The sequence below is a fragment of the Marichromatium sp. AB31 genome (genome assembly GCF_003718685.1).
In the GTDB taxonomy this organism is placed as follows: domain Bacteria; phylum Pseudomonadota; class Gammaproteobacteria; order Chromatiales; family Chromatiaceae; genus Marichromatium; species Marichromatium gracile.
Window position 1 is genome coordinate 1 of the sequence record NZ_RHFI01000021.1, and the last position, 13875, is coordinate 13875.

Below are 13875 nucleotides of genomic sequence, written 5' to 3' on the forward strand. Positions count from 1 at the left end.
GCCCGCGAGCGCGACGGCGACGCGGTGGTGCGCAACCTCACCGAACTGACCGAGGGCGCCCCGGTGGTCCACGAGGAGCACGGCGTCGGGCGCTACCTGGGGCTGCAGACGCTCGAGGTCGGCGGCAGCAGCACCGAGTTCCTCACCCTCGGCTATGCCAAGGGTGACAAGCTCTATGTCCCGGTCAGCTCGCTGCACCTGATCTCGCGCTATACCGGCGCCACCCCCGAGCAGGCACCGCTGCACCGACTCGGCGGCGAGCAATGGGAGCGGATCAAGCGCAAGGCGGCGCAGAAGGCCTGCGACGTCGCCGCCGAACTGCTCGACGTCTACGCCCGACGCGCCGCCCGTCAGGGCGTGGCCAGTCCCGCGCCCGATACCGACTATGGCGCCTTCGCCGCCGCCTTCCCCTTCGAGGAGACCCCGGACCAGCTGCGCGCGATCGACAGCGTGCTCGCCGACATGGCCGACACCAAGCCGATGGACCGGGTGGTGTGTGGCGACGTCGGTTTCGGCAAGACCGAGGTGGCGATGCGCGCGGCCTTCGTCGCCGCCAACGGCGGGCGACAGGTGGTGGTGCTGGTGCCCACCACCCTGCTCGCCCAGCAGCACTTCGAGAACTTCTCCGACCGCTTCGCCGACTGGCCGATCAAGGTCGAGAGCCTGTCGCGCTTTCGCACCGCGCGCGAGCAGAAGCAGGTATTCGCCGGGCTGGCCGATGGCACCATCGACATCGTCGTCGGTACCCACAAGCTGCTCCAACCGGGCATCGACTTCCACGACCTGGGGCTGGTGATCGTCGACGAGGAGCATCGCTTCGGGGTGCGTCACAAGGAGCGGCTCAAACAGCTGCGTAGCGAGGTCGACATCCTCACCCTCACCGCCACGCCGATCCCGCGCACCCTCAACATGGCGATGTCGGGACTGCGCGATCTGTCGATCATCGCCACCGCGCCGGTCGAGCGCCACCCGATCAAGACCTTCGTCAGCCCGTGGAACGACGGTCTGGTGCAGGAGGCGGTACAGCGCGAGCTCAAGCGCGGCGGTCAGGTCTACTTCCTCCACAACGAGGTCGAGACCATCGAGAACCAGGCACAGAAGCTCGAGGCGCTGATCCCGAGCGCGCGCGTCCAGGTCGCCCACGGTCAGATGCGCGAGCGCGAGCTCGAACGGATCATGCGCGACTTCTACCACCAGCGCTTCAACCTGCTGGTGTGCACCACCATCGTCGAGAGCGGCATCGACGTGCCCAGCGCCAATACCATCATCATCAATCGCGCCGACAAGCTCGGCCTGGCCCAGCTCCATCAGCTGCGTGGCCGGGTCGGGCGCTCGCACCACCGCGCCTATGCCTATCTGATCACCCCGCCGACCAAGGCGATGACCCCGGACGCGATCAAGCGCCTCGAGGCGATCGAGTCGATGGAGGACCTCGGCGCGGGCTTCACCCTCGCGACCCACGACCTCGAGATCCGTGGCGCCGGCGAACTGCTCGGCGACGACCAGTCGGGACAGATCGCCGAGGTCGGCTTCTCGCTCTACATGGAGCTGCTCGAGCGCGCGGTCGAGGCGCTCAAGGCCGGGCGCACCCCGGAACTCGATCGACCGCTCAGCCACGGCGCCGAGATCGACCTCGGGGTCCCGGCGCTGCTGCCGAGCGACTACCTGCCCGACGTGCACGCCCGACTGGTGATGTACAAACGCATCGCCAGCGCCACCAGCAAGGAGGCATTGCGGGAACTACAGGTGGAGATGATCGACCGCTTCGGGCTGCTGCCCGAACCGGCCAAGCGTTTGCTGGAGATCACCGCGCTGAAGCTGCGGGTCCAGCCGTGGGGGATCGTCAAGATCGAGGTGGGGGCCGGCAGTGGCCGGATCTGCTTCGAGGACAACCCGCGGATCGATCCGGCCCGACTGATCGGGCTGATCCAGGAGCAACCCAAGGTCTATCGACTCGATGGCGGCGACACGCTCAGGTTCTATCGCGAGATGCCCGAACCCGAGCAGCGTCTGCGCCAGGTCGAACAGCTCGTCGAGCGGCTCACCGGCGAGGGCCGTTGAGCGGGCCTCAGTCCTGCGACTGACAGCCCGGGCAGACGCCGTAGATCACCAGCGAGTGGTCCTGGATACGGAAGCCCTTGTCCGCGGCGATCTGCGACTGACGCTCCTCGATCAGGGTATCGACGAACTCGACCACCTTGCCGCACTTGACGCACACCAGGTGGTCGTGATGGTCTCCGCTGTTGAGCTCGAACACCGACTGCCCGCCCTCGAAGTTGCGTCGGCACACCAGCCCGGCGCTCTCGAACTGGGTGAGCACCCGGTAGACGGTCGCCAGCCCGACCTCCTCGTCCTGGCTCAGCAACTGCTTGTAGACGTCCTCGGCACTGAGATGGCGCTTGCGGCTCTTCTCGAGGATGCCCAATATCTTGACCCGCGGGGCCGTGACCTTGAGGCCCGCACGTTTGATCTGTTGATTTTCCAAAACCGCTCTCCCCGTCTAGCCCGGGGGCGTCGGCGACCGCCCGGACTGCGTTGCTCACGCGCCGCCCGGTGATCGGGATCCGGCGCTGCTGTATCATGCCACGGTTATTCGCACAGTCATCGACGCAAAACAATGCGAAAGATTCTCACGTTTTCGATCCTCGGTTCTTTGTTGATTATCGTCGCGAGCGGTTGTTCGCGGGACAAGCGGCCCGACGAGTACCGATCCTCCATGCTGGAGAACCTGCCATTCGTCTACAAGATGACGGTGCAGCAAGGCAATATCATCACCGAGGAGATGATCGATCAGCTCCAGCCGGGCATGACCAGACGGCAGGTGCAGTACCTGCTCGGCACCCCGCTGCTGACCGATTTCTTCCATAACGATCGCTGGGATTACACCTATACCATCAAGCGTGGACACCAGCCGATGGAGATCCGCTATCTGACGCTGTACTTCGCGGAGGACAGCCTAGTGCGGATCGAAGGGGACATCAAACCCGACCCCGCCCGGGCCGAGTCACGCGAGCCCAGGGAGATCCTGGTCAAGGTGCCCGACCACGAGGGACGCAAGGGGCTGGTCGAACGCGGCCTCAAGGCCGTCGGACTGGATCCCGAGGAGTAGGCGCGACGGGCACTCAGCCCGCCCCCGCCGCGCGGCGCTTGCGCGCCGCCTTGGGGTCGGCGATCAGCGGTCGATAGATCTCGATCCGATCACCGTCCTCGAGCGCCTGATCGAGCTTGGCAAGCTTGCCGAAGACCCCCACCTTGTTGCGCGCCAGATCGATCTCGGGGAAACGCTCGAGCACCCCGGACTGATGCAGCGCCTCCTCGAGCCGGGTACCGCGTGCCACCTCGATGGCACGCAGCATCTGTCCCTGCTCGCCGACATAGGCCACCGAGACCTGCAGGTAATCAGTCACGATACACCTCGTCGGCACGCTTGCAGAAGGCGTCGACCAGGGTGTTCGCGATCTGGTTGAAGACGGTGCCGAAGGCCTTGTCGATCAACCGCCCGGAGAACTCGAAGTCCAGCTCCAGCTCGACCTTGGAGGCGTCCTCGCGCAATTCGGTGAAACGCCAACCACCGACGAGCTTGCGGAAGGGACCGTCGAGCAGGTTGATGCTCATGCGCGCGGGCCGCTCGTAGCGGTTGCAGGTACTGAAGGTCTGATGGATCCCCATCCGCGACACCTCGATCTGACCGCAGATCTGCTCGGCGCTCTCCGAGATCACCCGGGCGCTCTTGCACCAGGGCAGGAACTGCGGATAGGAGCCGACATCATAGACGAGATCGAACATCTGGGCCGCGGAGTACGGCACCAGGGCGCTTTTTCTGACTGTAGCCACAACTAATCAAGACCAATCAATTTGAGGATGCCCAGGGCATTGAGCATGACGAGCATCACCGCCGTCGGCGCGACATAACGGATCAGCATCCGCCACGCCCGATAGACAAGACCTTCGCCGAGGCGCAGCTCGTCGAGTGAGGAGGCGCGAGCCATCTTCCAGCCGGCGAAGATCGCGATGAGGATCCCGCCGAGCGGCAACAGGATGTTGGCCGTGAGGAAGTCGAAGAGGTCGAGGATCCCCTTACCGAAGACGGTGAAGCCGGACCACTCGTTGAGCGAGAGCAGACAGGCGATACCGAGCAGCCAGACGGTGAGCCCGGCGAGGATCGAGGCGCGCACCCGACTGAAGCTGAGGTTCTCCACCAGCCAGGCGACCAGCGGCTCGAGCAGCGAGATCGCCGAGGTCCAGGCCGCGAACACCAACAGCACGAAGAACAGCGCGCCGAACAGCTGCCCGCCCGGCATCTCGCCGAAGGCGATCGGCAGGGTCTGGAAGATCAGTCCCGGACCACTGTCGGGCGCCAGACCGTTGGCGAACACCACCGGGAAGATCGCCAGACCGGCGAGCAGGGCAACCAGGGTATCCATCGAGGCGACGATCACCGAGTTGCGGGCGATCGAGGCGTCGCGACCGAGATAGGAGCCGTAGATCATGATCGCGCCCATGCCGAGACTGAGACTGAAGAAGGCCTGGCCCATGGCGCTGAGGATGGCCTCGCCGGCATGCCCCTTGAACTTCTCGAAGTCGGGCGCGAACAGATAGTCGACCGCCCCGGCGAAGTCACCGGCGCTGGCGGCATAGATCACCATCACCACCAGCAGCACGAACAGCGCGGGCATCAGATAGCGCACCGCCTTCTCGAGTCCACTGGCGACCCCGCGCGAGACCACCAGCACCACCATCGCCATGAAGATGGTGTGCCAGGCGAGCAGACGCTCGGCATCGCCCACCAGCGACGCGAAGATCTCGCCGGCGGCGACGCCGTCGATGCCGTTGAAGGCACCGGCGGCGGCGCGGAAGACATAGGCCAGCGCCCAGCCGGCGATCACGCTGTAGAAGGACAGGATCAGGAAGGCGGTGACGATGCCCATCCAGCCGACCACCTGCCAGCTACCGGCGCGCCCCTCCTGCGCGGTCAGGGTGCGCATGGTGTTGATCGGGCTCTGGCGTCCGCGCCGACCGAGCATGATCTCGGCCATCATGATCGGGATGCCGATGGCGGCGACGCAGATCAGATAGACCAGGACGAATGCCCCGCCACCGTACTCGCCGGCGGCATAGGGGAAACGCCAGATGTTGCCCAGACCGACGGCCGAACCGCTGGCCGCAAGGATGAAGGCGAGACGTGTGGACCACATCCCATGGATGGAAGTGACGGCCATGTGTCGAAACTCCTAAACTGCGATCTGTTCGCGTACGACGTCCGCGAGCCGCTCGCACACACGGCGCACCTGCCCCTCGTCGGTTCCCTCGACCATCACTCGCACCAGCGGCTCGGTCCCCGACATCCGCAGCAGCACCCGGCCGCCGCCGTCGAGCTCGCGCTCGGCCTCGGCGACCGCTTCGCGCACCCGCGGCAGCTCACCGAGATCCCGACGTCGGTCGAGACGCACGTTGATCAGCACCTGCGGATAACGCTCGACCTCGGCACACAGCCCGTCGAGCGAGCAGTCGAGCCGGTTGAGCGCGGCCAGCACCTGCAGTGCCGAGACGATCCCATCGCCGGTGGTGGTGCGATCGCGGCAGATGATGTGGCCCGAGGGCTCGCCGCCGAGGATGCCATCGGCCTGCTTGAGCGCCTCCATGATGTAGCGATCGCCCACCTTGGTGCGGACGAACCCGGTACCGAGCCGCGCCAGCGCATGCTCCAGACCGAGGTTGCTCATCAGCGTACCGACCACCTCGCCGCGCATCGCACCGGCCGCGAGCCTGGACTTGGCAATGATGTAGAGCAGCTGGTCGCCGTCGACCAGCTCACCTCGCGAATCGACCATCAGCACCCGGTCGCCGTCACCGTCGAAGGCGATACCGAGGTCCGCACCCTCTCGCAGCACCGCCTCGCACAGCGCCTCGGGCCGGGTCGATCCAACGTCGCGATTGATATTGAACCCATTGGGCTCGACACCCAGACGTACCACGCTGGCGCCAAGCTCCTCGAAGACATGGGGGGCGGTATTATAGGTCGCCCCGTTGGCACAATCGACGACGATTTTCAGCCCGCGGAAATTGATCGACGACGGGATGGTGCCCTTGCAGAACTCGATGTAACGACCACCGGCATCCCCCACCCGCACCACCTTGCCCAGGGCGCTGGAGTCGACCGTGCGCAGCGGCTGCTCGAGTTCGGCCTCGATCGCCGCCTCCAGGGCGTCGGGGAGCTTGTCGCCCTCGGACGAGAAGAACTTGATGCCGTTGTCCTGATAGGGATTGTGCGAGGCGGTGATGACGATCCCGGCATCGGCGCGGAAGGTGCGGGTGAGATAGGCCACCGCCGGGGTGGTCATCGGCCCGAGCAGGCGGATGTCGACCCCGGCGGCCACCAGCCCGGCCTCGAGCGCCGACTCGAACATATAGCCCGAGATGCGGGTGTCCTTGCCGATCAGGATCTTGCCGCCACCGCCATTGCCGAGTACCCGCCCGGCCGCCCAGCCGAGCTTGAGCACGAAGTCGGGGGTGACGATGCCCTCGCCGACCCGCCCACGGATGCCGTCGGTTCCGAAGTATCTACGCATTCAGTGCTCACCCGCCGGTCCGCCGACGTGCCCCTCCTCGGCCTGATTCGCAGCATCCGGTCCGGTCGGACGCTGCGGCTGATCGTCCTCCCAGTCGCGCGGAGGACGCGGCGGGCGGCCGGACATGATGTCGTCGATCTGACCCGAATCGATGGTCTCGAACTTCATCAGCGCTGCGGTCATCGCCTCGAGCTTGTCGCGATGGGTCTCGAGGATCTCGCGGGCGCGCGCATAGTTGCGCTCGATGACGTCGCGGATCTCCTCGTCGATGAGATGGCTGGTCTCGTCGGAGACGTTCTTGTGCTGGGTGACCGAGTGACCGAGGAAGACCTCCTGCTCGTCCTCGCCGTAGGTCAGCGGCCCGAGACGATCGGACAGCCCCCACTTGGTGACCATGTTGCGAGCGATCTCGGTGGCGCGCTGGATGTCGTTCTGCGCGCCGGTGGTGACACTCTCGGTACCGAACACCAGCTCCTCGGCGACACGCCCGCCGAACAGGCTCGAGATACTGCTCTCGAGCCGCTGCCTGCTGTAGCTGAAGCGATCGTCCTCGGGCAGGAACAGGGTGACGCCGAGCGCGCGACCGCGCGGGATGATGCTGACCTTGTGCACCGGGTCGTGATCGGGCACCAGTCGGCCGACGATGGCATGCCCCGACTCGTGATAGGCGGTCAACCGCTTCTCGTCCTCGGTCATCACCATCGAGCGCCGCTCGGCACCCATCATGATCTTGTCCTTGGCCTGCTCCATGTCGTCCATGTCGACGAGCTTCTTGTTGCGCCGCGCGGCGAACAGCGCCGCCTCGTTGACCAGATTGGCCAGGTCGGCACCGGAGAAGCCGGGCGTGCCGCGCGCCAGCACCGAGGCCTGGACGTCCTCGGCGGCGGGGATCTTGCGCATGTGCACCTTGAGGATCTGCTCGCGCCCGCGCACATCGGGCAGCGGCACCACCACCTGACGGTCGAAGCGGCCCGGGCGCAACAACGCCGGGTCGAGCACGTCGGGACGGTTGGTGGCGGCGATCACGATCACCCCCTCGGTGCCCTCGAAGCCGTCCATCTCGACGAGCAGCTGGTTGAGGGTCTGCTCGCGCTCGTCGTGCCCGCCGCCAAGCCCGGCGCCACGATGGCGACCGACGGCGTCGATCTCGTCGATGAAGATGATGCAGGGGGCATGCTTCTTCGCCTGCTCGAACATGTCGCGCACCCGCGAGGCGCCGACACCGACGAACATCTCGACGAAGTCCGAGCCGGAGATGGTGAAGAAGGGCACCCGCGCCTCGCCGGCGATGGCACGCGCCAGCAGCGTCTTGCCGGTGCCCGGGGGGCCGACCATCAGCACGCCCTTGGGGATCTTGCCGCCGAGCTTCTGGAACTTGCCCGGATCGCGGAGGAAGTCGACCATCTCGACGACCTCTTCCTTGGCCTCCTCGGCGCCGGCGACATCCTGGAAGGTGACCTTGATCTGGTCCTCGGAGAGCATGCGCGCGCGGCTCTTGCCGAAGGACATCGCCCCACGACCACCGCCGCCGCCCTGCATCTGGCGCAGGAAGAAGATCCACAGCCCGACCAGGATCAACAGCGGGAACCAGTTGATCAGCACCTGCATCAGCACCGACTGCTGTTCGGGCGGCGCGGCCTTGATCACCACGTCATTGTTGAGCAGGTCGCCGACCAGACCGTCATCGCCCGGGCTGAAGGTGGTGAAGCGCTGCCCGGAGGCGGTCAGACCCTCGATCTGCCGACCCTGGATGGTCACCTCCTTGACGTCGCCCTGCTTGACCTGCTCGATGAAGGTCGAGTAGTCGAGCTTGCTCGAGGTCGATTGGGTGGTGGTGAAGTTGTTGAACACGGACATCAGCACGATGGCGATGACCACCCAAAGAAGTATATTTTTCGCCATGTCACTCACGGCCTGGTGCCCTTAGTCTGGTTGGTTGCCGGCGCGGCAATGTCGTCACTCAAGCCGATGAAACTAGCATCGACCGCTCAAGGATTAAAGCCTTTGGCCACCAGATAGACCTCGCGGCTCGCCGATCTGGAGGACTTCGGCTTGCGCGTGACCACCCGCGAGAAGGACTGACGCAGGGTACGCAGATAGTCGTCGAAGCCACTGCCCTGGAACACCTTGACCGCGAGCGCACCGCCGGGCTTGAGCCGGGCCCGGGCCAGTTCCAGGGCGAGTTCGACCAGATACATCACCCGCGCCTGGTCGACCACCGCGGTCCCGGTGATGTTCGGCGCCATATCCGAGAGCACCACGTCGAGCGGTGCGGCCTCGAGCGCCGCCTCGAGCTGCTCGAGCACCGCCTGCTCGCGGAAGTCGCCCTGGAGGATCTCGACGCCCGGCAACGGGTCGATCGGCAACAGGTCGAGCGCGACCACCCGCCCCTGCTTGCCGACCAGGCGCGCGGCCACCTGCGACCAGCTCCCGGGCGCGGCGCCGAGATCGACCACCCGCATCCCCGGGGCGAGCAGACGGTCGCGCTCCTGGAGTTCGAGCAGCTTGTAGGCGGCGCGCGAACGGTAACCGTCCTGCTGCGCCTGCTTGACGAAGGGGTCGCCGACGTGACGGTCGAGCCAGCGACGACTGGACTTGCTTCTTGCCATGGATCGAAAAACCGGTGGACTGGTGCGGCACGGGGGATCCGCGCGCATGGATGCGCTATTGAACCACAGCCCGGGGATGGCCGGCGCGCCCGGCCGAGCCGATCGAGGCGCGCTCAGAACTCGTGGACCCAGGGAAAACGGAAGAGTTCGAGCAGCATCCCCGCCAGCGCGCCGCCGAGTACGGCGCCCACCACCGCCTGGGCGAGATCCTGGTGCAGCGCCAGACTCGCCTGCATCCACCAACCCTGCTCGACGGCGATCAGCGGCCCGCTGATCAGCCAGACACTACCGGCCGCGACCCCGGCGAGCAGCGCCATCACCAGTGCCTCGATGAGCTGACAGGGGCGTGACTCGAGCAGCAACCGGCGCGACAGACAGACCCAGCCGCGCACCGTCGAGACATAGAGCACACCGTTGACGCTGACCAGAAACAGCAACACCGCGAACACCGCAAAACCACCAGGCTGCAGTGAATCGGCAAGGGCCACCGCGGTACCCACCAGCGCGCCGGTCATGAGACCGGCCAGGGTCTTGCCCGGCACATGGCGCGAACAGCGCGCGCGGAAGGGCACCAGCGCCCCGACCACCGCGGCCAGCACGGCGGCGAGCAGCGCCGACTCGATGAAGCCGAGCGTGCCGTTGAGCGCGATCAAGGCCCCGACCCCGACCACGCCGCCGATGGCCGTGGCCATCAGCGAGATCTCGCGCGCACCGTAGAGCACCGCGCCGATCGCGCCGGCCAGGGCCGCGGCCGGCACATAGGCCCAATGCGACCAGCCGTGCACGCGCAGCAACTCGACCAGCCCGATGAACAGCGGGGCATGGATCAGCCCGATCAGACACCAGACGATGGTGCGCAGAAACAGCAGTCGCCAGCGCACCCCATGACGACTCACCGCGGGCTCGAGGCGGTCGTGGACGCGAACATCGCAATAATGGGAGGAGAAGACTTGGGGGCGGGATAGAGACATGACCGGGTTACCGCTGTTGCTGCCTGGAGTGGATCGGGCAAGAGGCAGGAACCCGATCGCGAGCGTGCTTCCGTCAGAGAATACGGTCGCCGTCTCTAGATTAAAGCAGGGATGTCAGCGCGCCCACGTGAACCGGGACCCAGATGTCGCCGACGAGTGGCGGTCCTGAAACGACAAACGGGGCCATGCGGCCCCGTCAGTGCACCCCCGGAGGGGAACGTCAACCCGGATCAGCCTGCGCGCAGGGTCCAGGAAGCGCACCAGCCGTTGAGGTTGATCAGCTTGCCGGGGAACAGGCTGCAGCCGCGCCACTCGTCAGCACCCTGGTCGGGCAGCATGAACTGGCAGTTCTCGCAGTGCTGCTCCTCGGGCGGCAGACCCGGGCGAGCGGCGGCAACGCGCTCGGACTGAGCCGCATCACGGTGATACTTCAGCGCAACCGCGGTGGGATCGCTCTCGGTCACAGCGTTTGCAGGAACCTCGGCACGCGCGGTACCGAAGCCAACGAGGTTGATCACCGGGACTGCGGCAGCGGTACCCAGCATCACTTTGACGGCGTCACGACGGCTCTTGCAAATTGGCTTATCGGACATGGGATCAACTCCTTCAAAAAGGCACACTTGGTGATCTCGACACCCCCGGAAAACCCGGAGGCCGCCGATCATTGTGCAACATGAGTCCCTAAAAGGCGAGTGCAAGAGACCGCCGAGACGGACCGGCTCAGTCGAGATAGGTGCCGGCGCCGAGGTAGCGCGCCCGCCAATAGGGCGCGTCGAGCCGGGCCAGACGGACCTCGCGGCGCGAGGTCGAGGCGTGCACGAAGCGTTCGTCATCGACCATCAGGCCGACATGGTGCACCCCCGGCCCGGTGCGGAAGAACACCAGATCGCCGGCGCGAGCGCGCCCCTTGGCGAGCGGGCGGGCGCGGGCGAGCTGCGCCACCGAGACACGCGGGATGTCGATCCCCGCGACATGATGGGCGTAATAGGTCAGGCCGCTGCAGTCGACCCCGGTCCGCGGATCCTCGCCACCGTAACGATAAGGCGTCCCGAGCTGGGCGAGCCCGGCCTCGACCACCTGCTGGCGCGCCCCTCCCGTGGTCGCACAGCCAGCGAGCGACACGAACGCCACGAGGGCCCCGGCGAACACACCGGCAGAGATCGCTTTATTTCTCATAGTCGATTACAACAATCGCTTCTAAGATGCTGTATGACATACATCTAGAAAAGCCGGACATGCTTGTCAAGCTGGCCGGCGCGTAGCGCTCGACACGCCGCCCCGAAGGCACCGGGGCGCTCCTCGACAGCACCTCGCCGACAACCCGCGAGGCGCCGCGCAGCGCCCCCGATCACGCCCCCTGCCAGCACGCTGCTTTACGCGCCCCAAACCAGCCCTTACAGTCTACGGCGACTCATCACCGGCCTGGGGCCAGCCCCGGCCGCCACTGTTTTCGCGCCCGTTGTCGCACACCCCGCAGACACGGCGACCCATCCCCTTTGGAGTGACCATCGACATGAGCGACACCAAGCACTGCCGGCTGCTGATCCTGGGCTCCGGCCCCGCCGGCTATACCGCAGCGGTCTATGCCGCGCGCGCCAACCTCGACCCGGTGCTGGTCACCGGCCTCGAGCAGGGCGGCCAGCTGATGACCACCACCGAGGTCGACAACTGGGCCGGCGACCCGGACGGCGTCCAGGGCCCCGAGCTGATGGAGCGGATGCGCCGCCACGCCGAGCGCTTCGAGACCGAGATCATCTTCGACCACATCCACTCCGCCGACCTCGGCAACCGCCCCTTCACCCTCGAGGGCGACTCGGCGACCTACACCTGCGATGCCCTGATCATCGCCACCGGCGCCAGCGCCATGTACCTCGGCCTGCCCTCCGAACAGACCTTCCGCGGGCGCGGGGTCTCGGCCTGCGCCACCTGCGACGGCTTCTTCTACCGCAACCAGGAGGTCGCGGTGATCGGCGGTGGCAACACCGCCGTCGAGGAGGCGCTGTATCTGTCCAACATCGCCGCCAAGGTCACCCTGATCCATCGCCGCGACAGCCTGCGCGCGGAGAAGATCCTCCAGCGCCAGCTGTTCGAGAAGGCCGAGCACGGCAACATCGAGATCCTCTGGGACCACACCCTCGACGAGGTGCTCGGCGACGCCAGCGGGGTGACCGGCATCCGCGTCAAGAGCACCAAGGACGCGCGCACCCGCGAACTCGCCCTCACCGGGGTGTTCGTCGCCATTGGTCACAAGCCCAACACCGAGCTGTTCACCGGGCAGCTGGAGATGGACAACGGCTATATCCGCGTCGCCAGCGGGCTGCAGGGCAACGCCACCGCCGCCTCGGTACCCGGGGTGTTCGCCGCCGGCGACGTCATGGACCAGATCTACCGTCAGGCGATCACCTCCGCCGGCACCGGCTGCATGGCCGCGCTCGACGCCGAGAAGTATCTCGACGCCCTGGCCCTGGAGCAGGCCCAGTCCTGACCCCGGGACGGTGACCGCGCAACCGGCTTGCGCCGTCACCACCCGCCCCAACCTGAGGGGACATGCACGATGCATCTCCCCCCTTGCTCAGACTCACCACCCACGGCGCGATCGACGAGATCCCCGCCACGGACTGGAATCGACTGGTTGGCGACGACGCCCCCTTCCTCGACCACCGCTTCCTCGCCGCCCTGGAGCGACACGGCTGCGTCGGCGAAACGTTCGGCTGGATCCCGCTGCACCTGGCGCTGCGCGACGCCGACGGCGTGCTGCGCGCCGCCGCGCCCTGCTACCTCAAGACCAACGGCTATGGCGAGTTCGTCTTCGACTGGGCCTGGGCCGAGGCGCACCACCGTCGCGGACTCCACTATTACCCCAAGCTGGTGATCGCCGCCCCCTACACCCCGGCGGTCGCACCGCGCATCCTCAGCGCCGACGACGCCGAGCGCCCACGCCACGCCCGAGCGCTGATCGAGGGCGCGCGACACCTCGCCGAACGGCTCGGGGTCTCATCGATGCACTGGCTGTTCCACACCGAGCAGGAGGGCGAGGCGCTCGCGAGCCAGGGGTTGCTGCCACGACTCGGCTGTCAGTTCCACTGGCGCCGTGGCGACGAGCGCGACTTCGACGGCCTGCTCGCACGGTTCACCTCGGCCAAGCGCAAGCAGGTGCGACGCGAGCGCCGACGCGTGGCCGAGGCCGGTCTGCGCATCGCACGACTGCGCGGCGACCAGCTCAACGCCGCCGAGTGGGCCAGTCTCCACCGGCTCTACTGCGACACCTTCGAACGGCGCGGCGGCGTCCCCACCCTGTCGCTGGCGTTCTTCACCGCGCTCGGCGAGACCATGGGTGAGTCGCTGCTGGTGGTATTCTGTTATCAGGGAGCGCGGATCGTCGCCGCAGCCTTCAACCTGGTCGGCGCCCGAACCCTCTACGGCCGCCACTGGGGATGCAGCGACGCCTTCCACAGTCTCCACTTCGAGGCCTGCTACTATCAGGGCCTGGAGCACTGCATCGCCACCGGGCTGGACCACTTCCAGCCCGGCGCCCAGGGCGAGCACAAGGTCAGCCGCGGCTTCCTGCCGACACCGACCTGGTCCTCGCACTGGATCGCCGACCCCGAGTTGCGCGCGGCGATCGCCCGTGCGCTCGAGCGCGAGACCCTGGGAATGCGCGAGTATCTGCGCCGGATGCAGGACCACAGCCCGTACCGCAGGCCGTCACCGTCACCCTCGGACTAG

14 protein-coding genes are annotated in these 13875 nt (G+C 66.8%); 4 read left to right on the forward strand and 10 right to left on the reverse strand.

Annotated elements, in window-relative coordinates; genetic code table 11:
- Positions 1 to 2061: transcription-repair coupling factor (mfd, locus tag EBL84_RS13325; RefSeq protein ID WP_123141265.1), on the forward strand; the 2061-nt coding region annotated here is incomplete at its 5' end.
- A gap of 7 nt (positions 2062 to 2068) precedes the next feature.
- On the opposite strand, the gene fur is transcribed toward mfd, so the two are convergent.
- Positions 2069 to 2485, reverse strand: a complete 417-nt coding sequence (gene fur / locus EBL84_RS13330; protein ID WP_062273570.1) for a ferric iron uptake transcriptional regulator — start codon at positions 2483 to 2485, stop codon at positions 2069 to 2071.
- 132 nt (positions 2486 to 2617) lie between these two features.
- On the opposite strand from fur, the gene EBL84_RS13335 reads away from it, so the two are divergent.
- Positions 2618 to 3109: an outer membrane protein assembly factor BamE gene (locus EBL84_RS13335; protein ID WP_062273567.1), complete on the forward strand. Its 492-nt coding sequence runs from the start codon at positions 2618 to 2620 to the stop codon at positions 3107 to 3109.
- Between the two features lie 13 nt (positions 3110 to 3122).
- Here the strand turns inward: EBL84_RS13335 and EBL84_RS13340 are convergent, their stop codons facing one another.
- From EBL84_RS13340 to EBL84_RS13380, 9 genes are all read right to left on the reverse strand, one after another.
- The gene (locus EBL84_RS13340) at positions 3123 to 3407 is read right to left on the reverse strand and encodes an RnfH family protein (RefSeq protein ID WP_123141266.1); all 285 of its coding nucleotides are present in this window, start codon (positions 3405 to 3407) and stop codon (positions 3123 to 3125) included.
- Positions 3400 to 3834 (reverse strand): type II toxin-antitoxin system RatA family toxin, encoded by a 435-nt coding sequence (locus tag EBL84_RS13345; protein ID WP_123141267.1) that lies wholly within the window; start codon positions 3832 to 3834, stop codon positions 3400 to 3402. The genes EBL84_RS13340 and EBL84_RS13345 overlap by 8 nt, the downstream gene beginning before the upstream one ends.
- A 2-nt stretch (positions 3835 to 3836) precedes the next feature.
- Positions 3837 to 5219: a sodium-dependent transporter gene (locus tag EBL84_RS13350; RefSeq protein ID WP_123141268.1), complete on the reverse strand. Its 1383-nt coding sequence runs from the start codon at positions 5217 to 5219 to the stop codon at positions 3837 to 3839.
- A 12-nt stretch (positions 5220 to 5231) separates the two neighbouring features.
- Positions 5232 to 6569 carry a phosphoglucosamine mutase gene (glmM, locus tag EBL84_RS13355; RefSeq protein ID WP_123141269.1) on the reverse strand — a complete coding sequence of 446 codons (1338 nt, stop codon included), beginning with the start codon at positions 6567 to 6569 and terminating at the stop codon, positions 5232 to 5234.
- The gene (gene ftsH / locus EBL84_RS13360) at positions 6570 to 8471 is read right to left on the reverse strand and encodes an ATP-dependent zinc metalloprotease FtsH (protein ID WP_190287972.1); all 1902 of its coding nucleotides are present in this window, start codon (positions 8469 to 8471) and stop codon (positions 6570 to 6572) included. It abuts the gene before it with no gap.
- A gap of 86 nt (positions 8472 to 8557) precedes the next feature.
- Positions 8558 to 9178, reverse strand: a complete 621-nt coding sequence (rlmE, locus tag EBL84_RS13365) for a 23S rRNA (uridine(2552)-2'-O)-methyltransferase RlmE (protein WP_062273555.1) — start codon at positions 9176 to 9178, stop codon at positions 8558 to 8560.
- Positions 9179 to 9291: 113 nt separating this feature from the next.
- Entirely contained in the window at positions 9292 to 10074 is a 783-nt protein-coding gene (locus tag EBL84_RS13370; RefSeq protein WP_223806104.1) for a hypothetical protein, read from the reverse strand.
- Between the two features lie 305 nt (positions 10075 to 10379).
- A complete protein-coding gene (locus EBL84_RS13375; RefSeq protein WP_062273554.1) occupies positions 10380 to 10742 on the reverse strand; it encodes a high-potential iron-sulfur protein in 363 nt (120 codons plus the stop codon).
- A gap of 127 nt (positions 10743 to 10869) precedes the next feature.
- On the reverse strand, positions 10870 to 11271 hold the full coding sequence (locus EBL84_RS13380) for a C40 family peptidase (protein WP_338086184.1): 402 nt from the start codon (positions 11269 to 11271) through the stop codon (positions 10870 to 10872).
- 391 nt (positions 11272 to 11662) lie between these two features.
- Here EBL84_RS13380 and trxB point away from each other — a divergent pair, with 391 nt between their 5' ends.
- A complete protein-coding gene (trxB, locus tag EBL84_RS13385; RefSeq protein WP_123141301.1) occupies positions 11663 to 12634 on the forward strand; it encodes a thioredoxin-disulfide reductase in 972 nt (323 codons plus the stop codon).
- A gap of 62 nt (positions 12635 to 12696) precedes the next feature.
- Entirely contained in the window at positions 12697 to 13875 is a 1179-nt protein-coding gene (locus tag EBL84_RS13390; protein WP_123141273.1) for a GNAT family N-acetyltransferase, read from the forward strand.

Bases quoted from the DNA above. Each gene is read 5' to 3' on its own strand.
- EBL84_RS13335 (WP_062273567.1), top strand. From the start codon at position 2,618: ATGCGAAAGATTCTCACGTTTTCGATCCTCGGTTCTTTGTTGATTATC.
- EBL84_RS13350 (WP_123141268.1), bottom strand. From the start codon at position 5,219: ATGGCCGTCACTTCCATCCATGGGATGTGGTCCACACGTCTCGCCTTC.
- glmM (WP_123141269.1), bottom strand. From the start codon at position 6,569: ATGCGTAGATACTTCGGAACCGACGGCATCCGTGGGCGGGTCGGCGAG.
- ftsH (WP_190287972.1), bottom strand. From the start codon at position 8,471: ATGGCGAAAAATATACTTCTTTGGGTGGTCATCGCCATCGTGCTGATG.
- rlmE (WP_062273555.1), bottom strand. From the start codon at position 9,178: ATGGCAAGAAGCAAGTCCAGTCGTCGCTGGCTCGACCGTCACGTCGGC.
- EBL84_RS13375 (WP_062273554.1), bottom strand. From the start codon at position 10,742: ATGTCCGATAAGCCAATTTGCAAGAGCCGTCGTGACGCCGTCAAAGTG.
- trxB (WP_123141301.1), top strand. From the start codon at position 11,663: ATGAGCGACACCAAGCACTGCCGGCTGCTGATCCTGGGCTCCGGCCCC.
- EBL84_RS13390 (WP_123141273.1), top strand. From the start codon at position 12,697: ATGCACGATGCATCTCCCCCCTTGCTCAGACTCACCACCCACGGCGCG.